The sequence below is a fragment of the Algoriphagus formosus genome (assembly GCF_002807035.1).
GTDB classification, from domain to species: domain Bacteria; phylum Bacteroidota; class Bacteroidia; order Cytophagales; family Cyclobacteriaceae; genus Algoriphagus; species Algoriphagus formosus.
This window is the reverse complement of record NZ_NIUC01000001.1, coordinates 77,455-101,992: the sequence shown is the minus strand read 5'-3', so window position 1 is coordinate 101,992 and position 24,538 is coordinate 77,455. Positions and strand designations below refer to the sequence as shown.

At 41.8% G+C, this 24,538-nt stretch carries 21 protein-coding genes; 12 read left to right on the top strand and 9 right to left on the bottom strand.

Annotated features, from left to right (window positions below; genetic code table 11):
* The first annotated feature begins 65 nt into the window (after window positions 1-65).
* The 3 genes from CDH51_RS00445 to CDH51_RS00435 are packed head-to-tail and all read left to right on the top strand — an operon-like array spanning window position 66 to window position 3,834.
* Window positions 66-1,187, top strand: a complete 1,122-nt coding sequence (locus CDH51_RS00445; protein WP_100626772.1) for an alpha/beta hydrolase — start codon at window positions 66-68, stop codon at window positions 1,185-1,187.
* A gap of 6 nt (window positions 1,188-1,193) precedes the next feature.
* Window positions 1,194-2,615 carry a leucyl aminopeptidase family protein gene (locus CDH51_RS00440; RefSeq protein ID WP_100626771.1) on the top strand — a complete coding sequence of 474 codons (1,422 nt, stop codon included), beginning with the start codon at window positions 1,194-1,196 and terminating at the stop codon, window positions 2,613-2,615.
* 1 nt (window position 2,616) lies between these two features.
* Entirely contained in the window at window positions 2,617-3,834 is a 1,218-nt protein-coding gene (locus CDH51_RS00435; protein ID WP_100626770.1) for an ATP-grasp domain-containing protein, read from the top strand.
* 9 nt (window positions 3,835-3,843) lie between these two features.
* On the opposite strand, the gene CDH51_RS00430 is transcribed toward CDH51_RS00435, so the two are convergent.
* The 4 genes from CDH51_RS00430 to CDH51_RS00415 all read right to left on the bottom strand — a co-directional run bounded on the left by CDH51_RS00430 (window position 3,844) and on the right by CDH51_RS00415 (window position 7,544).
* Window positions 3,844-4,611, bottom strand: a complete 768-nt coding sequence (locus tag CDH51_RS00430; RefSeq protein WP_100626769.1) for a TIGR02757 family protein — start codon at window positions 4,609-4,611, stop codon at window positions 3,844-3,846.
* Between the two features lie 4 nt (window positions 4,612-4,615).
* Window positions 4,616-5,170, bottom strand: a complete 555-nt coding sequence (locus tag CDH51_RS00425; protein WP_026946604.1) for a hypothetical protein — start codon at window positions 5,168-5,170, stop codon at window positions 4,616-4,618.
* 52 nt (window positions 5,171-5,222) lie between these two features.
* Window positions 5,223-5,822 carry a DUF6992 family protein gene (locus CDH51_RS00420; RefSeq protein WP_100626768.1) on the bottom strand — a complete coding sequence of 200 codons (600 nt, stop codon included), beginning with the start codon at window positions 5,820-5,822 and terminating at the stop codon, window positions 5,223-5,225.
* 549 nt (window positions 5,823-6,371) lie between these two features.
* Window positions 6,372-7,544, bottom strand: coding sequence for a LysM peptidoglycan-binding domain-containing protein (locus tag CDH51_RS00415; RefSeq protein ID WP_100626767.1), 1,173 nt, complete (start codon window positions 7,542-7,544; stop codon window positions 6,372-6,374).
* A 207-nt stretch (window positions 7,545-7,751) separates the two neighbouring features.
* Here CDH51_RS00415 and CDH51_RS00410 point away from each other — a divergent pair, with 207 nt between their 5' ends.
* The 9 genes from CDH51_RS00410 (at window position 7,752) to CDH51_RS00370 (ending at window position 16,430) form a co-directional block, all read left to right on the top strand.
* On the top strand, window positions 7,752-9,074 hold the full coding sequence (locus CDH51_RS00410; protein WP_232724758.1) for an NfeD family protein: 1,323 nt from the start codon (window positions 7,752-7,754) through the stop codon (window positions 9,072-9,074).
* A 26-nt stretch (window positions 9,075-9,100) separates the two neighbouring features.
* Window positions 9,101-9,478, top strand: a complete 378-nt coding sequence (locus CDH51_RS00405) for a globin domain-containing protein (protein ID WP_100626765.1) — start codon at window positions 9,101-9,103, stop codon at window positions 9,476-9,478.
* Window positions 9,471-10,199: a lysophospholipid acyltransferase family protein gene (locus CDH51_RS00400; protein WP_100626764.1), complete on the top strand. Its 729-nt coding sequence runs from the start codon at window positions 9,471-9,473 to the stop codon at window positions 10,197-10,199. Before CDH51_RS00405 ends, CDH51_RS00400 begins: the two co-directional genes overlap by 8 nt.
* Window positions 10,200-10,234: 35 nt before the next feature.
* On the top strand, window positions 10,235-10,522 hold the full coding sequence (gatC, locus tag CDH51_RS00395; RefSeq protein ID WP_026946609.1) for an Asp-tRNA(Asn)/Glu-tRNA(Gln) amidotransferase subunit GatC: 288 nt from the start codon (window positions 10,235-10,237) through the stop codon (window positions 10,520-10,522).
* A gap of 2 nt (window positions 10,523-10,524) precedes the next feature.
* Window positions 10,525-13,302, top strand: a complete 2,778-nt coding sequence (locus CDH51_RS00390) for a tetratricopeptide repeat protein (protein WP_100626763.1) — start codon at window positions 10,525-10,527, stop codon at window positions 13,300-13,302.
* 61 nt (window positions 13,303-13,363) lie between these two features.
* Complete coding sequence (locus tag CDH51_RS00385; protein WP_100626762.1) at window positions 13,364-14,080, top strand: ABC transporter ATP-binding protein; 717 nt, start codon at window positions 13,364-13,366, stop codon at window positions 14,078-14,080.
* Between the two features lie 56 nt (window positions 14,081-14,136).
* Window positions 14,137-14,694 carry a cob(I)yrinic acid a,c-diamide adenosyltransferase gene (locus CDH51_RS00380; RefSeq protein WP_100626761.1) on the top strand — a complete coding sequence of 186 codons (558 nt, stop codon included), beginning with the start codon at window positions 14,137-14,139 and terminating at the stop codon, window positions 14,692-14,694.
* Between the two features lie 146 nt (window positions 14,695-14,840).
* Window positions 14,841-15,908 (top strand): branched-chain amino acid aminotransferase, encoded by a 1,068-nt coding sequence (locus CDH51_RS00375; RefSeq protein ID WP_100626760.1) that lies wholly within the window; start codon window positions 14,841-14,843, stop codon window positions 15,906-15,908.
* Between the two features lie 180 nt (window positions 15,909-16,088).
* A complete protein-coding gene (locus tag CDH51_RS00370; protein ID WP_100626759.1) occupies window positions 16,089-16,430 on the top strand; it encodes a hypothetical protein in 342 nt (113 codons plus the stop codon).
* 21 nt (window positions 16,431-16,451) lie between these two features.
* On the opposite strand, the gene CDH51_RS00365 is transcribed toward CDH51_RS00370, so the two are convergent.
* From CDH51_RS00365 to CDH51_RS00345, 5 genes are all read right to left on the bottom strand, one after another.
* The gene (locus CDH51_RS00365; protein ID WP_100626758.1) at window positions 16,452-19,301 is read right to left on the bottom strand and encodes a PAS domain-containing hybrid sensor histidine kinase/response regulator; all 2,850 of its coding nucleotides are present in this window, start codon (window positions 19,299-19,301) and stop codon (window positions 16,452-16,454) included.
* The gene (locus CDH51_RS00360; RefSeq protein ID WP_157807015.1) at window positions 19,298-20,203 is read right to left on the bottom strand and encodes a cache domain-containing protein; all 906 of its coding nucleotides are present in this window, start codon (window positions 20,201-20,203) and stop codon (window positions 19,298-19,300) included. Before CDH51_RS00360 ends, CDH51_RS00365 begins: the two co-directional genes overlap by 4 nt.
* A 123-nt stretch (window positions 20,204-20,326) precedes the next feature.
* Complete coding sequence (locus CDH51_RS00355) at window positions 20,327-20,566, bottom strand: hypothetical protein (protein WP_100626756.1); 240 nt, start codon at window positions 20,564-20,566, stop codon at window positions 20,327-20,329.
* Window positions 20,563-20,982 (bottom strand): OsmC family protein, encoded by a 420-nt coding sequence (locus tag CDH51_RS00350; protein WP_232724715.1) that lies wholly within the window; start codon window positions 20,980-20,982, stop codon window positions 20,563-20,565. The genes CDH51_RS00355 and CDH51_RS00350 overlap by 4 nt, the downstream gene beginning before the upstream one ends.
* Before the next feature lie 51 nt (window positions 20,983-21,033).
* The gene (locus CDH51_RS00345) at window positions 21,034-24,411 is read right to left on the bottom strand and encodes a methylmalonyl-CoA mutase family protein (protein ID WP_100626755.1); all 3,378 of its coding nucleotides are present in this window, start codon (window positions 24,409-24,411) and stop codon (window positions 21,034-21,036) included.
* Window positions 24,412-24,538: the final 127 nt, after the last annotated feature.

The window sequence follows — 24,538 nt, the reverse complement described above, 5'->3', positions numbered from 1 at the left end:
TACATTTCATTTTGAAGCGGTATAAGCTATTTTTGCAAGGCTAAGCCATCGCCTGCTACCTGCTGATGAATTCACAAGAGCCTCCTGTAAAGTCCACTGTCACCCATACCAAAAAAATCATTCTAATCACTCCGAATGATGATAATAGACCCGTATATATTTCGGGTAATTTCAATAATTGGGCGACTCAGGACTATAATTTCCGCATGGAAAAAATTGAAGAGGGGCGCTATGAGTTTGAATTTCCGGAAGGTGAAGAGTTTGAAGGAGAACTGATCTACAAATTCACAAAAGGAGACTGGTCTGAAGTCGAAATTGATCGATACGGAAATAAAACTCCCAATCGGCATTGGAATGATGATCAACTCGAGCGAGTTGAAAAAGTAGCTAAATGGCGTCACAACTGGCTTCCTTACCGCCCAAGTCAATTGCCAAAGGTGCATTTGATCTCGGAGGAATTTGAAATTCCCCAACTCAATAAAACCCGCAAAATCTGGGCACTCCTCCCCCATGATTACGACACTAGTGATGAGCATTACCCGGTTCTCTACCTACAAGACGCTCAAAACCTCTTCAACGAAAAGTCCGAATTCAACTGGCAGATAGACAAAAAGCTGGCGGTCATGTCGGACTACGGAATTGGGAAGATTATCGTCATTGCCATCGAGCATGCAGAATCAGAGCGCATTCAGGAATACAATGTCGGCCGAACCCTACTAGGTGCAGGTCACGGAAAAAAATATATCCGCTTCATCACCGACACCTTGAAGCCTTTTGTGGATAAAACTTTCCGCACCAAAGCTGAACGTGAATTCACAGGTATTGGTGGAAGTTCCATGGGAGGTCTGGTGAGTATTTTTTCAGGATTGATCTATCCGGAGGTATTTGGAAAGTTGATGGTCTTCTCTCCTTCGCTTTGGGTCATACCCAAGATCAAGCTTGGTTTTTTGGATATTTTTGAACCGCAGGAAACTAGACTTTACCTCTATGCAGGCGGAGACGAAAGCGAAACCATGGTCAAGCATGTGACCAAATTCCGAAAGCGGCTGCTAAGACGAGAAAGCCTTCAAGGAAAAATGAAAGTGCGCCTTTCCATCAATATGGAAGGAAAACACAATGAAAGATACTGGAGCGATGAGTTCCCAAAAGCCATCGAATGGCTTTTCTTTAGTGACAAACCTGACTAAATAAATATGCAATTTCAACTGAATCCAAAGTCAAAATCACAGACTTCCCTCAAAATTTTTCCTCTTAAAAGCGATCAGGTTTCCGATTTTTTAAGCCAAAACTTTCCGCAACAAAGTATATCAGAACTGCTTTTCAGCGGGAAGGAAAATACGCATTATGCTTTCTCTAATGATAGTCAAATCATTCTTCTGCTGGGTTTAGGCGATAGTCCAAGCTATAAATCAGTTGAGAATGCTTTCCGAAGAGTATTGGCCAAGCAGGGAGATTGGGTGAAGGAAAATATAGAATTGAACTTCAGTCAAATTGACCAGGTGGATTTGATGGAAGCAAGTATAATTGGCTTAGGATTAGGAGCTTACCATTTAGATTTTTTCAAGAAGGAGAGAAAAGAACAGTTTCAAAAACTGAAAGTAGCTATCCGTTCTAATTCACCCGAAGCCAAAAAGACACTTTTCCGTGCAGAGAAGATCTTGGATGCCAAGATGGAGGCCTTACTGATGGTAGATCTTCCTCCAAATGTACTTACCCCTAAGTATTTGGCGGATTGGGCAAAAAAGACATCCAAGAAGCTAAGCCTGAAAGCAAAAATCTTTGATCGGAAAAAAGCAAAATCAGAGGGCCTTGAAGCCTTTTTGGCAGTGGCAAGAGGTTCTGCTAAAGAACCCCAATTCATCATTTTGGAGTATAGACAGCCTAAAGCCAAAAAACACATCGGACTGGTCGGAAAAGGAGTCACTTTTGATACCGGAGGACTCAATGTGAAGACTCAGGGGATGCATTACATGAAGTCAGACATGGGCGGTGCAGCGGCGGTTTTGGCAGCAACCCAACTTATCGCTTCCCTTCAGGTCCCAATCAACCTGACTTGCATCGTGCCAACTGTGGAAAATGCTATTGACAAGGATGCCTATCTACCTTCCGAAGTCATTGAAAGCTACTCAGGTAAAAGCATAGAAATCGTCGATACCGACGCAGAAGGACGGTTGATTTTAGCAGATGGGTTGGCTTATTTGGTCAAAAATTACCAAACTGATCACATCCTTGATTTTGCAACATTGACTGGATCAGCTGTTGGAACTTTCGGGTATGAATGCGCAGCTTTGTTTTCTAATGATGAATCCTTGTCCAAGCAAATTCAGGATTCAGGTATTGGAATAGGTGAAAAATCATGGCCTCTACCTATCTGGAAAGAATATGCTAAAGAAATGGATAGTGAGATTGCGGACATTCGAAATTATCATGGAAAGCCTCTTGCAGGAGCTATCACAGCGGCTACATTTTTGCAAGCTTTCACCAATGAGCATCCATCTTGGGCACATTTAGATATTGCCGGTGTAGCCTTCGGAGATAGTGAGTTTACAAAAACCAAATCCGGCACATCCTATGGTGTCAATTTATTGCTTAATTTGATCGAAAATCTTCTTTAAAATGGATACTTCGGGCAAAACTTTTCTCTGCATCTCCAACTACTTCAAAGGAAATGCATTTTTAATCTCCCTCAAGAAACAAGGGAATCGAGTCTTTTTGGTGACATCAGAAAATCTCAAAGAGCATCCTTGGGCTTTTGAATACATCGATGAAGTTTTTTATATGCCAGGCCAAGATTTGGATTGGGATTTGAATTTACTCCTACAAGGAGTCGGAGGGCTGATGAAGGAGAATAAGATCGACGCCATTGTCGCTTTGGATGATTATGATGTAGAAAAAGCAACTTTCCTTCGAGAAAACCTGCGGATCTCGGGAATGGGGCAAACTACCGGTCGATACTTCCGAGACAAGCTTGCCATGCGGATCAAAGCGCAAGATGCAGGAATCAATGTGCCTGCCTTCTCTCCTCTATTTAATGACGAGGATATCAACCAATATGCGGATCATATTCCTGCGCCTTGGGTACTGAAGCCTCGCTCCGAAGCCTCAGCACACGGTATCATTAAGGTACACAACAAGGAGGAGCTCTGGAAACATATCCATGAACTCGGAGACAATCGCCTTTATTACCTCGTGGAGCAATTTAAGCCAGGAGATGTCTATCATGCGGATGGCTTGATGCTAGATGGTAAAAACATCTTTTTGACCGTTTCCAAATACTTAGCAACCCCCATGGAAATATCCCAAGGAGGTGGAATTTTCCGATCAGCCAATTTGGAGTATGGTTCGGTCGACGAAAAAGCCATCAAAAAGGTCAACAAAGATATCATGAAGGCCTTTGGCCTAAAGTCGGGAGCCACTCATACCGAATTCATCAAGTGTCATGAAGATGGGGAAATCTACTTTTTAGAAACCTCTTCGCGCGTGGGAGGAGCTCATTTGGCAGAAATGGTGGAAGCAGCTACATCCATCAATCTCTGGACTGAATGGGCTAAAATCGAAGATTCTCTTGCCAGAGGAAAGGAGTATAAACTCCCCAAAAGCGTCAAGCAATATGCTGGAATTGTACTCACACTTTCCAAATTCCAAAATCCTGATTTAAGCAGCTTTGATGACCCGGAGGTGTACTTTAGAGTTCCACTGGAATACCATGCGGGATTGATTGTACGATCAAAAAATCGGGATAAGATTCTGGCTCTTTTGGATGATTATGCAGATCGATTAACTCGGGATTTCTCGACATCTGCCGCTGCACCCGAGGTGAAAAAGTTTCATTAATTCTACTTTCTAAAACTTCTCCTCCACTCCCAGACCAAAAAGCGCAAAGTCATATTTGACGGGGTCATTTGGATCCATTTCCCGCAGTCTTTCTGTAAGTTCGATAGCAGTCTGCCAGTCGGTTTGCTTTCGGGTAATCAATCCCAACTTTCTGGCAACCCGATCCACATGCAAATCGCAAGGACAGATCAATTGAGCGGGCTGTATACCTTTCCATATCCCAAAATCCACTCCTTTGTCATCTTGTCGAACCATCCAGCGGAGAAACATATTCATTCGCTTGCAGGCTGATTTTCGGGCAGGAGTTGCGATATGCTTTCTCGTACGGCTAGGAGCATCTGGCAAGGAAAAGAAAAACTCGTGAAAAGCCTTCAGCATGCTTTCCATTCCATCGATAGAGTGATTTTGGCCGATAAGAAAAGCTTCTTCGAGCGAATCATGCTGCCTATAAAACCAGGCAAAAAAATGAATAAAATAAAGCGTGTCTATATCATTGAAGGTTCGATGCTTGAAGCGTAAAAAGGGCTTTAAATCCTTCTCTTGATGATTTAACAAAAAGTCATGCGGAGCATTATCCATTAGACGAAAAAGCTCCAAGCATTTGGAAATTATGGTTTTACGCTGTCCCCATGCAAGAATAGATGCAAAAAACCCAGCGATTTCGATATCCTGTCTTTTCTTGAATAGGTGTGGGATGGATATTGGATCGTAAGTAATAAATCCCGGTTGATTGTATTCCTCAACCTTTTCATCCAAAAAGCCCTTTAGATCTTGCATTGGCTTAAAGAGCGACCTTTACCTCTCCTCCTTGGGTTCCATCAAACCACTTAAAAAACAACTCCCGTTCTCCTCTCTCAGACACATGCCAGTCAAAACATTTGATATTGGTAAGTGGTCTCAGGCTATCTTCATCCGGATTGTAAAGACAAATATCAAAATCAGGAAGCTCTTTGGAATCTGTGCTGTTCCACTTCTCCAGAATCAAGCCTTCTTCAATCACCCGAACTTTATTGCCAAATACATAATCGGATAAAATGGAAGGAACACCATCCACTCTTCGAAGCTTAAACCCTGAAGGACCAAACATGATTGATTTAACTTCCAGAGCCTCAATTAGCTCATTGGTATGGGGCAAGGTCTCCCAATCTGAAGCTTTGATCGTTACTTTTTTACCCTCAGGTCGAATACGGGCAAGCAATTGGGATAGCTTTGAAAAAATCCAGGTCAGGCCGATGAAGAGCAAGCCAAAACTAGCAAGAATTGGATAGCTGATCACGAATATCAAATTCCAGATAAACCGGAATAGGTAATGAAAAAAGAGTTGGATTTTGTTCATACTTCTGTGGTAGGATGCAAAGTTACCTTAGAAGCTTGGGATTGACAAATGACTATTGAATTGGAATCCGGAGGGAAAAACCCGTAGGGCCTAAACTGAGTTGATTCACAAATTCCGGTAAAGCCTGCGCATGATGGCTATGAAAACCATACATAATCGCGTCAAAGGTTAATAAAAATGCACCTTGAAGAATGATTGACTTCCCAAAGCCTTGGAGTCGTTCATTACCTTTTCTCAGGCCACGCTCCTTCAAATAAAAACCTCCTGCCATATAGCCAAGGTCCAAAGCTGCATTAACCAAAAGAACCTTTTCAATCCCCTGCTGAGCCTCTATGGTCTCCCAAAGGCTCATGGCTTCCGGGCTTTTGCTTGCCTGCCAATATCCGAATCCTGCAATAATCAGATTGACCGAATTCCAATAGAGATTCATTTGATGAAAAGCCTTATCGGAACCGGTAGTTTGGGATGCCGCTATTCCTCCCCAAAGCATATTTCCAACCGCCCAAGAACCTAAAATGACCATACCCTTCCGATTGTAATCTGTTCGGGTGGTATTAAAGAGATCTAACTCCTGCTGCTGTGCCATCAATTCATTGGCAAAGAAACAAGCTGCGAAAAATATCAAAAGGATAAAGGCTGTTTTAGATTGCATGAATGTAAAACTACTGGAAATTATGAATGTTTCTAATGGGTAATTTAGAGGATGAATCAATTTCGATTAAAGGGAGAAGGCTTGATTAGTGGGGGTATATTGAAATAAAGAAATGCACCTTCGGTGAAATATAGTCGGCTTCGCCTCCTATATCTTGGCGCAGCGATATCTTAACTTATTATCTGCAAAGCTATCTTTTAAAAAACCTTCCCTGGATTCAAAAAGATATCCATCGCTTTGTTCTGTAAGACATAGTCGGCTTCGCCTCCTGAGATACACCTCACTTCGTTCGGTGAAATATAGGCCTAACATGAGTTTTTGAGACACGAAATTCTAGGTAAAACTAAAGTAGCTCATTAGACCCTGAAAGGGTCAAACCTTGAAAAAAGGCCGTGCGTGATGACCTGTCTACCAAAGGTAGGCATGAACGGCGGCGATAGAACAAGTCAAACGGTATATAAAAAAACAGCCAGAAGACCACCCTATTTCACGTCAAAGCCCACCTGATAGAAAACAGATGGGCTATGATCTCCGAAATATTTGAACCAATTAATACGCTACCTCTACAGGAAAGCGTGGGTTGACTGCTTTGAGCTGATCATAGGCAGCTTGGGATAGTTTGATAACCAATTTGGAATTATCACCTGTTTCTGGCAAAACACCAACTACCCTAGCGAAAATGGTCACATCATTTTCCTCATTTCGAACTCGCATGATCGTTCCGACAGGAGCTGTACGATGAAGAACCAAGTATTTTTTGTGCCCCCCCGTTCCAGGAATCACTTCAGCCTGACCCATTTCAGAAATATTCTTAAACCCACCTGAGCTAGCTCCATCAGGCACTTCATGCATTTCCTCTACGTCAGTTACCACTTTCGGTTCACCTACGATCGGGACTTGAGAAGGGGCAGGTTCTGCTCTTCCCACTTTGATCACTTGTCCAACTTTAAGATTATTGGAGCTGAGACCATTCCAGCGGATGACCTCTTCTACTTTGGCATTATATTGTTTAGAAATCGAGAAGAGCGTCTCTCCCGATTTTACTTCATGGGAAATCCAATCACCCGGAACTACTGCTACAGCTTCGGCCGGTGCTTTTGGCATCTCAGCTACAGGCTCGACTCTTTCTTCGATTTTCTCTGCTTTCTTCTCCGCTTTTTCCACCTTTTTGGATGCTGGCTCTTCTACTGTTACCACTTCGGTGCTCACAGCCACGGCCTTTTCGGCAGTAGGCTGGCTTACCTGTGGCTTTACCTGCTCTTCCACTTTCGCCACAGCAGGCTTAGGAGTTTCAGCTTGACCTTTAATAATTAAAGCCTGACCGACGCTAAGGTCATTTCCACGTAGGGAATTCCAGGTTTTCAATTCATCGATGGAAACATTATACTTTTTGGAAATCGAATAAAGCGTCTCTCCTGAAGCTACTTTATGCAAATCCGAACCTTCCGGAACCGACTCCTCACCAATAAAAGGAACAAAGATTTCCTGACCTGCTTTCAATCCGGATTTTAAAGACTCATTGGATTTAACAATCTCACCGACAGGGGTTTGGTAGCGACGGGAAATCGCAAAAAGCGTCTCTTTTGCCTCTACTTGATGAACAATAAATGACTTCCCTCCTCTTTTTTCTGTACGTAAGGAATCTAAGACAGAAACAGCTTGAGCACTACCTGCAAAAGCTGAAAAAATTAAACCGAGAGTAAGAAATTTGTTGAATCGCATGCTTAAATTAAGGTTAAGTGTTGTTTGGATACTTCAAACAATACCACAAGAACAAGAATTATGCTAAAGAGAGCGATTTTGAACAATTAATTACCTCTCTCATTCTCTACATATGATATTTGGCTTTTTTGATCTCGAATCGAATCAATATTAGACTGAAAAAAGTATCTTGCTTCTATGAGTAGACTTCTTCTTCCTTTCCTTTTCATGATTATTTCTTTTTTCCCACAGCAACTCCCTGCGCAGGATAAAAAGATAGAACGGATTTTCACTTTTAAAATTGATCGGGACATCGATCCTGCCATGAATCGCCGGGTAAAACTCGCTTTGGAATCTGCAGAGGAAAAGGAAGCTGATTTGATCATTATTGAAATGGATACTTACGGCGGCGCTGTGAATGATGCCGATGATATTCGGACCATGATTTTGGAAGCTCCAATTCCGGTCTATACTTTTATCAACAAAGATGCTGCGTCTGCCGGAGCCTTAATCTCTATCGCCAGTGACAGTATTTACATGGCACCGGGTGCAAGTATAGGAGCAGCCACCGTGGTAAGTGGTGCCGATGGTAGCGCTGCACCTGACAAATACCAATCCTACATGCGATCCATGATGCGAAGTACTGCCGAGGCAAGTGGTAGAGATCCAAAAATCGCAGAGGCTATGGTGGATGAAAAAATCGCCATTGATGGAGTTACGGAGGAAGGCTCAGTAGTAACACTTTCAGTTTCTGAAGCCATCAAATTTGGTTTTTGTGAAGGAGAATATCCTTCGATAGATGCAATTCTTGCCACTCAAGGAATAGCTGAGGCCGAAATCATCGAATATGAAGTCTCAAGTACAGAGCAAATCATATCTTTCTTTTTAAACCCTGCTATTTCAGGAATCTTAATCCTAATTATCATAGGTGGCATTTACTTTGAATTGCAGACACCGGGAGTTGGTTTTCCACTAGCTGCAGCCATTCTAGCAACCATCCTATATTTTATTCCCTACTATCTCAACGGTTTGGCTGAAAATTGGGAAGTGATTGTCTTCGTTTTGGGAATCATATTGCTGGCGGTAGAGCTATTTGTCATACCAGGTTTTGGAATATTTGGAATTCTGGGAATAGTCTGCATCCTCTCAGGCCTAGTCTTAGGAATGCTCCCCAATCAAAACTTTGACTTTTCCTTTGTGCCTGCAGAGCAACTATTTGTCGCTTTGCTCACCGTCATCCTGGCAGCCATAGCCGCTGTTTTTCTAATATTCTGGTTGACACCAAAGGTGAACTCTTGGAAGGCATTTAGCACCATTACCCTTGCCACAACTCAAGGCAAGTCTGAAGGATATACTTCTTCCTTTTATCCTGATGAACTCAAGGGAAAAGTTGGAAAGGTCCATTCCCGCCTTCGCCCAAGCGGAAGAGTAGAAATCGATGGAGAAATCTTCGATGCCTATTCCCGGGGAGAGTTTATTGATCAGGGCGAAGAGATTATCGTCATTTCTACAGAAGGAACTTCGCTGAAGGTCAAAAAGCACGAAGGCTAATTCTACTTTTTTTCTAAGTTTGCGCCATGAATCCATTTCAGAGCATCTACGAGGCAGTAGGCGAAGAAAAAATACAGGAACTGGTCCATCATTTTTACCAAGGGGTAGAAAGTAACCATGAGCTCCGGAAACTTTACCCTGAAGGAGATTTAAAACCTGCTGAGCGTAGGCTGTTTCTATTTTTAGTTCAGGTGTTTGGAGGGCCGCAAACGTACTCAGAAGAGCGTGGTCATCCTCGCTTAAGGCTGAGACACATGCAATGGGCGATTGATCCAAAAATGCGGAATCATTGGCTGAATGCTATGCTCGAAGCAATGGATAAAATAAAGCTTGATCAAGAGGTCCGGGAATTGATGATGAATTACTTCATCAAAGTTGCAAATCACATGGTCAACCATGATTAAGCTTCTTCGAAGAATATATTCCCTTTATGCCGCACTGCTTTTTGTGCTAAGCTTTTTATTGATCTTTCCATTCTTTCTGATTTGTATTTGGGTACCGGGCTGGAAACCTTACGGCCGAAGAATCAATCAATATTGGGCTAAAATTTATTTTACCCTGATTTTCAAACCAGTTCATTTAGAAATTCGAGGTCAAATCAAGCCCGGCCAACCCTACATTTTTGCAGCCAATCACTTCTCATACCTCGATATTCCCATGATGGGTTTCATCCCCGGAGATGTACAATTCATCGGAAAAGCATCGATTCGAAAAGCCCCCCTTTTTGGTTATTTCTTCAAAAGCCTACATATCGCAGTGGATCGCTCCCGCTTAAAAAGCAGGGCGGAAACTATGCGTCGCGCTGCTTTGGCGGTGGATGAAGGTAGCGGCATCGTGATTTTTCCTGAAGGAGGGATTTATACAACTCAGCCACCGCATATGGTACCCTTCAAAAATGGGGCTTTCCGACTTGCTTTGGACAAACAAATCCCCATCATTCCTGTCACATTGTCGTTTAATCATCTAATTTTGCCTGAGGACGGTAAGTTTTTGCTTGACTTTCACCAGGCAAAAATGGTCCTGCATGAGGCAATCTTTCCTGAAGAAGAAGCCACGGAGGAAAGTTTGAAAAACAAATGCTTTGAGGTCATCGAAAGGCAATTACAACTTGATAATGGCGTTTAGAGGGAAGATTGGTAATTAAACTGAGCTAAGTTCAAATGAAGATAGACAAAGAATCCATTAAGAAAATCGCTCACTTGGCGCGCTTGGAATTTGATGAATCCAGTGCCGAAAAAATGTCAAAAGACATGAGTCAGATTTTGGACTGGGTGGAAAAACTAAATGAACTCGATACAGAGGGAGTAGAACCACTGACCACGATGTCCTCTGAAGTCAATGATATGCGTGAAGATAAGGTTGGAAACCACTTGGATCATGAAGCAGGACTGAAAAATGCTCCTAAGCGGGATTCAGATTATTTTCGGGTGCCAAAAGTTTTGGAATAATAATGCGTCAAACCCTTCCTGCCATCGGCTCTTTTATCCTCATTGCCTTGATAGTAATCGGGGCTTTTTTATTGATCTATTTCGTGGGCTTCGATCGTATGCCCTATCGGGAGCTCATTCCTGGCTACTTTCTGGACCGACTGCCCATTCCTTTTGACATTGCTGCGATTGGGCCAGTGACTTTTCCGATTGAAGTAGATAATTTTCTTGTTTTCCAAGAATTCAAATCTCTAAGACCTAGTTTTTCATTGCTTGAAATTCGGACTTTTGGAGTGCTGGCTGTTATTTTAATTTCAGCCTTTTTGGCTTGGATACCTTCTTTCAAAAAGCTCTATTTCCTCATTGCGGGTGCAGCCTGGATTCTGATCTTAACTCTTAGCAATCTCAATGGGCTCAATTTTGAAGGGCTTAGCACTAACCTACCCTTGATTGTAGCAATTGCAGGAAGTTTGGCGGCTCCTGTCTTTTTCCATGTATCCGGAAAATTCGACTACTATCCAGTTCGCTATGTTGTCAGCTTACTATTTGTGGGAATTTCAGCTTGGGTTTTGATTCAGGGAAGTACCGTAGAGCAGGCAGATATCTTTCTTGCAGAACATGCCCTGATTCCGGTCTTTTGCCTCAGCATTGCTTGGGTTTTCTGGAATGGACATTCCATGATATCCGGTATTTACATCTTACTTACCCGAGCAAGCCGAAATTTAGAAGTAAAGATTTCTATTCAACTTTTAATTCTATCTATCATCTACTTATTGTTGATTTTCAATATTTTATTAGATCTAACAGGCAACCCTCTATCTTGGCTTCCCTCTTTTGATCCACTGTATTTATTGATCCCCGTAGGCGTTTTGGGCTATTTCGTAATCGAGGTCAAAGGAAACACCGATCTAGATTTAATCGCTCCCCCCAAAGTGCTAAAATCCCTGCACTTAATAGGCTTTGCCTTGGTCTTATGGCTAGTTTGGAAATTGAAAGCAACCGGCAACCAACCCGGAGAAGAATTGCTCAAACACCTCTTTACCTATTCCCAATTGGGTATTTCAGCCTTTTTCATCATTTATCTTTATTCCAATTTTCTTTCCATCATGAATACTGGAAAGAACGTGGAAAGAGTCCTTTTCAAACCTTTTTCTCTTCCGTATTATCATCTTCGCCTCGGAGGGCTGATTGCCATGCTGGTAATCACAGCCTACGCCAATGGAATCGTAGGGGCTCAGGTTAATGCCATGAGCAATCATGTCTTGGGTGATTACTACTATGCGACAGACCAAAGACTCAATGCGAGTATCTTATATGAAAACTCATGGTTTCGCTACAGGAAAAATCCGAAAGCCAAAAATGCCTTGGCTCATCTGCTCTTTGAACTGAAACAGCCAAGTCTGGCCAAAAGCCATTTGGAACAAAGCGTGTATGAAGCACCACAGGAAGATAATTTTGTGCTTTTAGCAGAGCGATTTCACCAGGAAAATAAACTTTTCCAAGCTATCTCATTATTAGAAAATGGGTTGGAAATTTTTAAGCAAAGCGAAGCTATTCGAAATAATCTAGCCTTGCTTTATCTCAAAACCAATCGAGCGGAAGAAGCCATCCAACTTTTGATCGATGCTCCTCTTGAGCAAAAGGTGATAAAAAGCAATCTTCTAGCTTCTCAGTTGAAAAGCGGAAACTTCAATATTGAAAATGCCGAAGCCGTAGACTTACCGAGCAAAATCAATGCACTCGCTTATCAGAATGCTTTGGGAAATATTCCTGCTGAAGAGTTGGTGAAAAGCCTTCGAGAAGAATCATTAAAGTCTACTTCTCCTCTTTTGAAGCAAGCTGGCTTGCGAAATGTACACTCTGTGTGGACACAAGAATCTCCCGAATCTGACCTTGTGCTGTTGGATAGCCTTTGGCAGCAGCCTGAAATGGAAACCTATATCATGCCTTTGCAGGAGACAGCCGTCATTCGGAGCCTAGCAGCTGATCGCATTGGTGAAGCTGTCAAAAACTTAAATGGGCTAGCCTTCCGTAATCCCGGAGACGCTGGTTATTTCCTTCATCTTTCAGCGATGATTTTGGCCTCCGAACTTGACTTCGAAAAAGCTGGAAAAGAATTATTAGCAGCAAAGGATAAAGGCTTCCAAGCTTTCCAAAACTATCATTGGGAGATTCTAACTTTAGGAGGATACTATGAAGAAGCCGAGCAACTGAGATTAGCCTACGAATTGGAACCTAGAAACTGGTATGAAAGTCCTGAATCTGAGGAAGCTCAATATCTATTTTGGATTGAACGATTGCATGAAAGCTTGCCCAAAACACTACTAGAAGCTTGGAAGGGAATGAAAGATGAGCGATTCAAGGCAGATTTCGGCATACGCTTATTGAAGAGTAAATCCCATGACCTAAGCAAAAGCAATATTCAGGAATTGGCTGATTTTATTCAAAAAGTACAAGGTGAAAATACCGCTCTATCAAGCTTCGCTAAAAATCCGGATTTTCAAGATTCGAATTCTATCAATAGCTTTTTAGAATGGCTTGGAAAACCCGATGAACTTACCGGTAACCCCTATCATAGTCCTTTGATTTGGTCAGCACAAGCCATTCAAAGTGATGCCCTCGATCGATACGAAATACTCAATGAAGCGACAGAATTTAACCGAGATCCGGTGCTTTGGATGCGGAAAGTGCAAGCAGCCCGAGAGCTGGGCTTGAGCAACTATGCTACCGATGCCTTGGGAGAAATGTCGAAATGGATTGACGAAGAGACACTTTATCAGCTTCAAATGCGTAAATTTTGATAGTTGGTTTCGGTTTTTCTCATAAATGAATCTAACTTTAAGCGAACTAAACCTACACCACATGAGTCGAGTCATAGAAACCCACGAAATCAACAAAACCTATAAAATGGGAGCCGAAACTATTCAAGCTCTCAAGTCTGTATCCATTACCGTGGATCGTGGGGAATATGTAGCATTCATGGGACCTTCCGGTTCGGGTAAATCCACTTTGATGAATATCATTGGTTGCCTCGACACACCAACTTCAGGTTCCTACATTTTGAATAATAAAGATGTCAGCTCCATGAGTGAGAATGAGCTGGCTGAAATCAGAAATAAGGAAATTGGTTTTGTGTTCCAGACATTTAACCTACTTCCGAGAGCTTCCTGCTTAGAAAATGTTGCCCTACCATTAGTTTATGCTGGGTTTAGTAGAGAAGAACGAGAAGAAATGGCTTTCAAAGCCTTGGAAAATGTTGGTTTGGGCGACCGAACAAAACACCGTCCAAATGAACTTTCCGGTGGTCAGCGTCAGCGTGTCGCCATTGCAAGAGCCTTGGTCAATGATCCAAGTATTATTCTTGCTGATGAACCAACCGGTAACCTAGATTCCAAAACATCTTACGATATCATGGAGCTTTTCCATGAGCTGCACAGCAAAGGAAATACCATCATCATGGTAACTCACGAGGATGACATAGCTCACTATGCTCACCGAATTGTCCGTCTTCGGGATGGATTAGTTGAGTCCGACACAGTCAACCCCAACCCTACTCGCGGAGTGAGAGAAGCAGTTTAAACCCTGCCCTTTTCGAAATAGATTCTTAATTTTGTGCGATCAAAGCAGGGAGTAGAATGAAAATTTATACAAAGACCGGAGACGAAGGGATCACCTCACTATTAGGGGGTATTCGAGTGCCAAAATCTGATTTACGAATCGATGCCTATGGCACTGTGGATGAACTTAATTCCTATGTGGGCCTGCTTCGAGATCAAGAAGTAAATAAGGAAAGAGGTGTGATCTTAAAAGAGATTCAAGATAGACTCTTCACAATCGGAGCCGACCTTGCTACCAGTCCTGGAAAAGACAAGGTCAAAAAACCAGACTTGCACGAATCTGACATAGATCTGCTTGAAAAGGAGATGGATCAAATGGAGGAGCAATTACCACCATTAACCGCCTTTATTCTTCCGGGAGGACATCAATCCGTTTCTTTTTGCCACTTAGCCCGGACAGTCTGTCGTCGAACAGAGCGTTTGGTCGTAGAACTGGCTTCCTATGAAGAAGTCAATCAACTGGTCATGAAATACCTCAACCGACTTTCCGATTATTTCTTTGTATTAGGTAGAAAAATGGCCCAGGAACTGGAGGTTGAAGAGGTGACTTGGAGACCGAGAGTTGAGGGGAAGTAGGGAGTAGGAAGCTTGAAGTAGGAAGAAGAAAGTTTAGAGTAGTAAAAAGTAAGTATTAGGTGGTTGGTTATCCTTTAAAGGATAAATCCCTTACTTGAAAAGAATAGATTAAAATAAAATTGCAATAGCTTTTAGTATAGAATAACATGAAGACATCACTAGCCATACCCGTTACCAAGGTTCAGAAGTCCAAATTAGCTGAAACTGACTTTTCTAATTTAGTTTTTGGGAAAACCATCTCTGACCACATGTTTGTGGCAGATTATAAAAACGGCGAGTGGACTGACTTGAGAATAGTTCCCTATGGTCCTTTGCAATTAAACCCATCGAATGCTGCCCTTCACTATGGACAGTCAATTTTTGAAGGCTTGAAGGCTTACAAAAATGAAGCTGGAGAAGCCTTGATTTTTCGTGCAGATGCCAACTGGAAAAGAATGAATGAATCAGCGGTGAGAATGTGTATGCCGGAGATTCCAGAGGAAGTTTTTATGGAAGGGTTATCGCAGCTGATTGATCTGGATCGGGGTTGGATCCCTACTGCAAAGGGTTCTTCCCTTTATATTCGTCCTTATATGTTTGCTACGGATGATTACATCGGGGTAAAACCATCTGATACCTACAAATTCATCATTTTCACCTGCCCGGTTGGGAATTATTATTCCAAGCCAGTAAGCGTAAAGGTGGAAACAAAATATACCCGAGCCACCGAAGGAGGTACAGGTTCTGCAAAAACAGCGGGCAACTACGCTGCTTCTCTCTACCCTGCCCTACAAGCACAGAAGGCCGGTTATGATCAATTGCTCTGGACCGATGGAAAAACCCATCAGTTTATCGAGGAAAGTGGTACCATGAATGTGATGTTTAAAATCAGTGGAAAAATCATCACAGCTCCGGTTCATAGCGATACCATCTTGAAAGGAATCACCAGAGACTCCGTATTGAAATTGGCGAAAGACTGGGGAGAAGAAGTAGAAGAGCGATTTTTAAGTGTTTCCGAATTGAAAAGTGCCTTCGAAAATGGAACTATTGAAGAAGCATTCGGTACTGGAACCGCGGCAACCATCGCCCATATCCGCTTGATTCATATCGAAGGAAAAGACTACGAACTTCCAGAAAAACCATCAGATGCCTTCTCTCATCGAGTACTTGCTGAGTTGGATGGCATCAAGTATGGAACCAAGGAAGATCCGCATGGATGGGTGATGAAGTTTTAAGGACTTTAAAATCTCTTTAATTGAATTAGAGAATAAGCCCCATGCCAGGTTGTTAAAAGCATAGTTTTTTTGCATTGGCTAAAAAATTGGGAAATTGATAATAGGCTAATTTTTAAAGATGGAGTTTTTGAACTTATAAAATTTCTATTATTTTAGTTTCGTGTTTTAAGTTATAAAGTCATGAAACTTAATTCTTTACTCCACAAGCTATTCTTTTTCTTGATAGCAATAGTATTGATTGCAAAAGTCATGAATTGGTTTCTGAATTTTAGCTCAGAGATCAATACAATCATTAATGCAGCTATGTTTTCCCTGATCGGTACGGCTTACATTTATACTGGATTATTCTGGGACAAAAAGCTAATTCAAACCATTTTTATTCTTTGCGGTGTTTTCCTGATTGGGATGAATTTCCTCAACGAAACTACATGGATATCCATCATGGCCATCATCTGCCTTTTGATTCCCATGGTCATTGGAAGAATTATTTCAAAAGACAAAAAAGAACTGGCAGAGCAGTAACTTCCAAGAAATAATTCAATCCTATTCGCTTTCCTGAACTATTTTCTGAAAAAAATATTCGAGCCGCTCTCCTAATACTCCGAGACGTATTGGTTTGGTTAAGTAATCATCCATTCCTGCCTCGATAGCAGAAATATGGTCCTCATCAAACACGTTCGCAGAAAGTCCAATGATCGCAGGCTGTTTACTAAGTGCTAGCTTTCGGATTGCTTGAGTTGCTTCAAGACCATTCATCACTGGCATTTGAACATCCATTAGGACCATATCATACCCATTTTTCTCTACCATTTGGACTGCTTCCAATCCATTTTTAGCAATTTCGTAAGAGAAGCCAAGCTGATTCAACATCATTCCCATTAGTTGAATATTAAGCTCATTGTCTTCAGCCAATAAGACTTTTATCGGATATTTCCCCGTAGACTTTTTGATATCATTCCAGCTCGTTTTGCTTTTTAGGTCAGTAGCCTCAGGCGAGGACACTCTTTTAACCAAAACCGAAAACTGGAAAGTTGAACCTTCACCAAGCTGGCTTTCTACCTCAAAACTTCCACCCAGAAGCTCTGTAAGCTTTTTAGCTATTGCCAATCCCAAGCCTGTACCTTGGTGAGAACGCGTTTTAGAGCTATCAATTTGATAAAATGGCTCACTCAAATGCTGTAAGTGGTCTGAGGAAATACCGATCCCGGAATCCTTTACAGTGCAGCTCAAAAAGCCCTGTGCCTCACCCAGTGGGTCGTATTCAAGCCGAATATCTACTTCCCCTCCTTCTGGAGTAAATTTGATGGCATTTCCTGCCAAATTGAGAAAAATCTGATTGATCTTTACCTTATCCGCTTCTATAAACAGATCTTCCTCATCAGCTCGCTGAAAGGTAAATTTTATCTCTTTCTTTGATGCTAGTCCTGAAAGGATTTTTGCTTGATTCTCCAGTTCCGCATTGGCATCGTAGACCTCTTTGATAATTTCGATTTTTCCAGCTTCAATTTTGGAATAGTCAAGAATGTCCTTGATTATCCCCAGCAGCATATTCCCACTATTTTTGATAATATCGGCATACTGTTTTTGTACCTTATCAAGTTTGGTCTGTTCAAGCAGGTCTATGATACCCAAAAGGCCATTCATTGGGGTACGAATCTCATGACTCATATTTGCCAAGAACTCCGATTTGGCACGACTTGCCTTATCAGCCGCTTCCATAGCTTCCATGAGTCCTTTTTCCCAAATTTTCTGACCAGTGATATTTTTGGAAATTGATATCATCTGCTGCTGATCCAATGGAAAAAAACGGGTTTCAAAATGCTTGATACCGGACTTTGTTGGGATTTTCTGTTCTAAAGAATGGATTTTCCGTGATTGAAGTGCATTCAAGAAGGTTTGCAAAACTCCATCTCCATCTGGATCATCAAACAAATCCTTAAGATTTTTACCTTTCACATCCTCCGGCGGCATCATTTCAGCTGCATCTGAAGGAATATGGAAATCTAAAATCTTACCTGAATTGTCATAAATAAAAATGATATCCGGAATACTACGAATCAGATTTCTCAGGCGGTTTTCACTTTCTCGGAGTTGCTCTTGAGACTCATATTGAAGTGAAATATCAGTACCTAAGCCCATACCACCCTTAAACTTCCCTTCTTCGTCAAAAATCAATTTTTCAAAAACTCTTACTCGAATCTCCTGACCATCTGGACGGACAAAATCATACTCAAGATCCAACACATCCTGTTTTTGGGCAATTCGATCCATGACTTGCTTTTTGACCAAATTGGCTTCCATATGACTCGAATTAGTAGCAAAAGCTGCTACAAATTCATCCGGACTATGCCCTAATACCTGCTCCACTTCAGGACTGACTCGAGTGATTTCCCCTCGATGATCATGGAAGAATACAAAACCCCGCAACTCCTGTAAGAGTAGATTTTGCTGATCAAACAGTTGCTTGATTTCTTGGATATTGCTCTCTTGGATACGCTGAAACTCGAAGCTATTTTTAAGAGAAATCACAAAAAAGCTTACCGCAGAAATCAACAATATCATAAAACCGAAAAACGACAGAAAATAGGTTCGGTAAATACCCGAATAAAGACTTTCTACAGGGACCACAAAAACAACGGCCCCTACCCGATTTGCTACATGAAACCGAAAAGGATATTGCGCAGCCACCCCTGTAAAATCATCTTCTCCTACACTGCTATTAATCGTATAAATACCTTTAACACCCTCAGTCAGGTCTTTTTTAATAAAGTCCAATTCACTTTCAGGCAAGCTGATTTCAGATTTATTCAAGGGAAAAAGTTGGTCTTCAAAAAATAGGTACTTAGCACCGGTTGGATTGAGATAATAATTTTCCGCAAATTCCTTCGCAAAATCTAGAAATTTCAAACTATAAAGTACCCGAAAGCCTTTTTTCCCAATGACAAGATTAGCATAAGGCTTAGAAGAAGACTCCGGAAATCCTTGGTCAACCGCCTTTCTGAAGAAGTCATTCCGCTCATTGAAAGTAAATGTCAAAACCGAGTCCTGCATATCTACCCAAGCGGAGTCAATCAACTGAGGAAAAGCATTGAAAAGCCTTCGCACTGCATAGGTAAACTCCTCATCATAGTCATCGATTTCATGGTTGGGATCCTCGAGATAATTGATCAGGTCCTTTGATTCTTCCTCAAATCGACGGATTTCTAATTCCAGACCCCGCGCAGCCAATTCGGATTGCTTGGTTAAAAAGTCTCTTCTTGATTCGATTTGCGCATCATAAATCGCGTTGAAAAAACCAATTCCCAGAACCATAATTAGGATCACTAAGAGGGTTCCGACCACAAAGCTCACCCAAAAGTTTCTAAAATAAGATCTAGGTCTAGGTGCCTTCATTGTACCCGTGGGTTTATCTTGACCATGTACCAATCTAAGACCTCAAATGGATAGCAAACAGCGTCTTCGAGGTAAGCTTCTTCTTCAAAAAGAAAATGATCATTTCCTTCCAGGATAAAGCTCTTAGCCATTTTTCTCACTTCCCTACTTTTACTATTGAATAGGTTGAAGTCAGAAATCCTGAAGGAATCAGATTGGATCGTTTCCCGGTAGACATGATTTTTCAATGGAGGCATACTCAAAGATTCAATGGCAGAGGAAGAACCCGCCACGATATCACCATTCTTATTCAGAATCAGGAAACTCCCTTCAAAGTCGTCGATAAAGCTTTGGATAATTTCATCTACAGTGATGTCTATTCCAAGCACTCCAAACAACTGATCACCATCATAAACGGGATGAATCAAAGATAATATCCAACCTTTTCCTGCAGGGTCAACATAGGGTTCAGGAATCCATACGGGCCCTTTGGAGGGATTATGCTCAAGATCAGCTTCATAGAAAAAGTTGAATTTTTTCACATCAATATTAGGATCCATGATGTTTTTGGCGTCATAGGCAGGGTAGACTCGAGAATATTGATTGCTGGTGTTTAAGTATACTTGAGCGATGATACCATACTTATTGACCAGATGGTAAAAGGCCGAGTCCAGGAAATTAGTAAACTTTATTTCATCGATTGCGGCCTCGTAATCTTCGGTAGTGCTTAAGATGACTACTGTACTTTTTGTAGAGTCTTCGAGTGTAGGCAGGGAGGAGAAATTACCAACCATGCGATATGGGTCAGATAGCTCCTGGGCAAGAATTTCCTCTTTTTGATCTACAAGCGAGTCCAAAAAATCAGCTAAAGAAGAGATTTCCCTTGTCAAGGAATCACCCTGAAACTCTAGGGTTTTAATCATTTCCGCTAAGAGAACTTGATCTTGAATCTTCCTCTCTTCCAAGGATTTGCTGCACTTGGAAAATAGACCAAGCAGCACTAGCACTATTAGAGACCTAAATATTTTCCCACTCATTGGAGAAATTTAAAGATTTTCGAGCTGCTTCCGTAAATTTTTCCCCATTTCTTCGAAACGTAGTTTGACTGCTTCAAAAAAATCCCCTTCACAAAAAGAGTTCAAGTCCTCCTCATCAAGGACATCCATTTCGCTTACTTTGAAGGTTTGCTCCATGGGACCCAACTCAAATTTGATCAGATACTTATTATTCCATGAAAAAATACTGACGCGGATTTCTTCCTTAGAAAACTCCTTTACGACTCTCATGATGGTCTTTTTACTTCTGAACTGTAAGTAATTCGACTTTTCAATGAAGAAGCCACAGAGCAATATTTGTCTACAGACAAGGCCACCACTTTGGCAAACTCCTCAACCTTGGCATCTGGAGATACTATGACAAAATGTAGATTTATATCGGTGTAAAACGCCGGGACACCATCATTTCGCTCACCATTCACCTCGACATAGAAATCTGCAATATTTCTACGCTTCTTCTTCATCATCAAGACAGCATCTACTGAAGCACATCCGCCCAAAGCAGAAAGCAGCATATCCATGGGAGATTGTGCCTTCTTTGCAGGAGCATCATACATGTCAATTTGCACGGTATTGCCCTGTTGATTCGTTGCTTCATATTCATAATCCGCTTTCATCCGGACTGTGACTTGTCTATGATGTGCCATATCTTTGATTTGAGAATTTAATTTTTGGATAAAGTACTAAGTGTGCAAAGATTACATATTTCTTCGATACTGCCCCCCTACTTGATAGAGTGCTTGGGTGATTTGACCCAAAGAGCAGTATTTCACTGCCTCCATCAGTCTTTCGAACACATTTTCATTTGCCACTGCAGCTTTTTTTAGAGCATTCAAATGCTCTTCAGCCTCTGATTCATTTCGCTGATGAAGATTGTTTAATGTAGCAATTTGACTTTCCTTTTCTTCTTTAGTAGCCCTGATCACTTCACCTGGTACGATGGTGGGAGAACCCTCAGAGGACAGGAATGTATTTACACCAATGATAGGATATTCGCCTGTATGCTTTAGCATTTCATAATGCATACTTTCTTCCTGAATTTTTCCGCGCTGATACATGGTTTCCATCGCTCCCAAGACACCTCCGCGCTCAGTGATTCGGTCAAATTCCAAATACACTGCCTCCTCTACCAAGTCGGTCAATTCCTCGATGATAAAGGATCCCTGAAGTGGATTCTCGTTTTTAGCAAGTCCCAATTCCTTATTGATAATCAACTGAATGGCCATTGCACGACGGACAGAAGCCTCTGTAGGTGTGGTGATCGCTTCATCATAGGCATTGGTGTGGAGCGAGTTACAATTGTCATAAATCGCATATAGTGCCTGCAGCGTGGTCCGAATATCATTGAAATCAATTTCTTGAGCGTGAAGCGAACGACCTGAAGTCTGAATATGGTATTTAAGCATTTGAGAACGCTCATTAGCCCCATATTTCAACTTCATCGCCTTTGCCCAAATTCTCCGAGCTACCCGGCCGATTACAGCGTATTCTGGATCGATTCCGTTGGAAAAGAAAAATGAAAGGTTTGGAGCGAAATCATTGACATTCATACCTCTGGAAACATAGTATTCCACATAGGTAAAACCATTTGAAAGCGTAAGCGCCAATTGTGTGATTGGATTGGCACCGGCTTCCGCAATGTGATAGCCAGAAATACTGACTGAATAGAAGTTTCGGATCTTATGATCGATGAAATATTGCTGCACATCCCCCATCAATCGAAGTGAAAACTCAGTGGAGAAAATACAGGTATTTTGAGCCTGATCTTCTTTTAGGATGTCTGCTTGAACAGTTCCTCGAACCTTTGAAATAGTGTCTGCTTTTATTTTAGCATACACTTCAGCAGGAAGAACTTGGTCACCCGTTACTCCCAAAAGCATCAAGCCTAAGCCATCATTTCCTGCCGGAACTGAAGCATTATATTTTGGCCGGAGCAAACCTTTTTCTTCGTAAATCTGATTGATTTTAGCTTCTACCTCCTCTTCCAGACCATTTGCTTTAATATAGACTTCGCACTGCTGATCAATTGCCGCATTCATAAAAAATGCTGTCATCGTAGCAGCAGGTCCATTGATGGTCATGGATACGGAAGTCATGGGATCTACTAGATTGAAGCCCGAATACAATTTCTTGGCATCATCTAGGCAACAAACATTAACTCCTGAATTACCGATCTTTCCGTAGATATCAGGTCGATAATCAGGATCCTCCCCATACAAAGTTACCGAATCGAAAGCCGTAGAAAGACGCTTAGCAGGCATGTCTTTGGAGACATAATGAAAGCGCTTGTTGGTACGCTCGGGTCCACCCTCACCGGCAAACATTCGTGTGGGATCTTCTCCCTCTCGCTTGAAAGGGAAAACTCCAGCGGTGTAAGGAAACTTTCCTGGAACATTCTCCCGAAGTCCCCACTTGAGCAGCTCACCCCATGCTTCATATTTTGGAAGAGAAACTTTTGGAATCCGGGACTCTGACAAAGAGGTATGATAAGTCTTAATTTTAATCTCTTTATCTCGCACTTTGAAGACATAATAGTCATCCCGGTAGCGCTCTGCCTCAGCCTGCCATTCTTCCAACCATTTTTTATTTTTTGGGTCAAGCTCTAACTCAACTCGTTCATAGACCTCCTGCAATTCTTTCAATAGCCTATCCTTGTCATCCAACTTGGTTTCCCGAATGGCATCCATTGATTTCTGAATGGAATAAAGCTTCTGTGCTACCTCCTTTTGCTCTTCTACCCACGAATCATAATTACGGTTATTTTCCGTGATTTCACTCAGATAGCGCGTTCTAGCAGGAGGAATGATATATATCTTTTCACTTTGACCGGCAGTCAATTCAAAACTACTTTCTAAGCCTCCAAATTTCTCATTGATCCGTCCCACGATCGCCCGATATAGCTGATTCATTCCGGGATCATTGAATTGAGAGGCAATGGTGCCAAATACTGGGATTTCTTCTTCGGGAGTTTCCCAAAGGTTATGATTTCGCTTGTATTGTTTTTTGACATCGCGAATCGCATCGAGTGCGCCTCGTTTGTCAAACTTATTCAAGGCAATCACATCAGCGAAATCCAACATGTCGATCTTCTCCAACTGAGATGCTGCACCGTATTCTGGAGTCATTACATACAAAGAAAGATCAGAGTGTTCAATGATTTCTGTATCCGACTGGCCGATTCCTGAGGTCTCCAAAATGACTAAATCAAACCCAGCTGCTTTCACTGTATCTACCGCATCTTGGACATACTTTGAAAGTGCCAAATTGGACTGTCGAGTAGCCAAAGATCTCATAAAAACTCGTGGGTGATTGATGGAATTCATTCGAATCCGGTCACCTAGTAGCGCTCCACCAGTTTTTCGTTTTGAGGGGTCTACAGAAATGATTGCCAGTGTTTTATCCTCAAAATCAATTAAAAACCTTCGAACCAATTCATCTACCAATGAGGATTTCCCTGCTCCACCGGTACCGGTAATTCCCAAAACAGGAGTTTTACTCAATTCGCTTGTCTTTCGAATCCGCTCAAGTAGTTTGGAGGCATTCTCAGGGAAATTTTCAAAAGCAGATATTGCTCTGGCTACGTGGGATTTTTCAGAGGCTTTCAAGTCAAAACCTTCAGAAATTTCATCCCCAATCGGAAAATCGCATTTCTTGACCAAGTCATTGATCATCCCCTGAAGACCCATGGCACGACCATCATCCGGAGAATAGATTCTACAAATCCCATACTCATGCAATTCCTTGATTTCCTCAGGAAGGATGGTTCCTCCTCCCCCTCCAAAAAGCTTGATATGCCCAGCTCCCTTTTCCTGAAGGAGATCATACATGTACTTAAAAAACTCCGTATGCCCACCTTGATAAGAGGTAATGGCTATAGCTTGAACATCCTCTTGTATGGCACATTCTACGATCTCTTGAACGGAGCGATTATGCCCTAAATGGATAACCTCACAACCTGTAGACTGAATGATGCGACGCATGATATTGATCGCAGCATCATGCCCATCAAAAAGTGAAGCAGCCGTTACAATTCGGATATGATTCTTTGGTTTGTAGATTTCGGTAGTTGCTGACATGAATTTGGGTTTATAGTATCAAAACTCCCTAAACCTGGAAAAAGGTTGGATTAGAAAGCCTTTTTTACGTCTGCGAATATAAGGAATTTGATGGAGCTTCTACAGCATGATTATTTGACTTACAAAA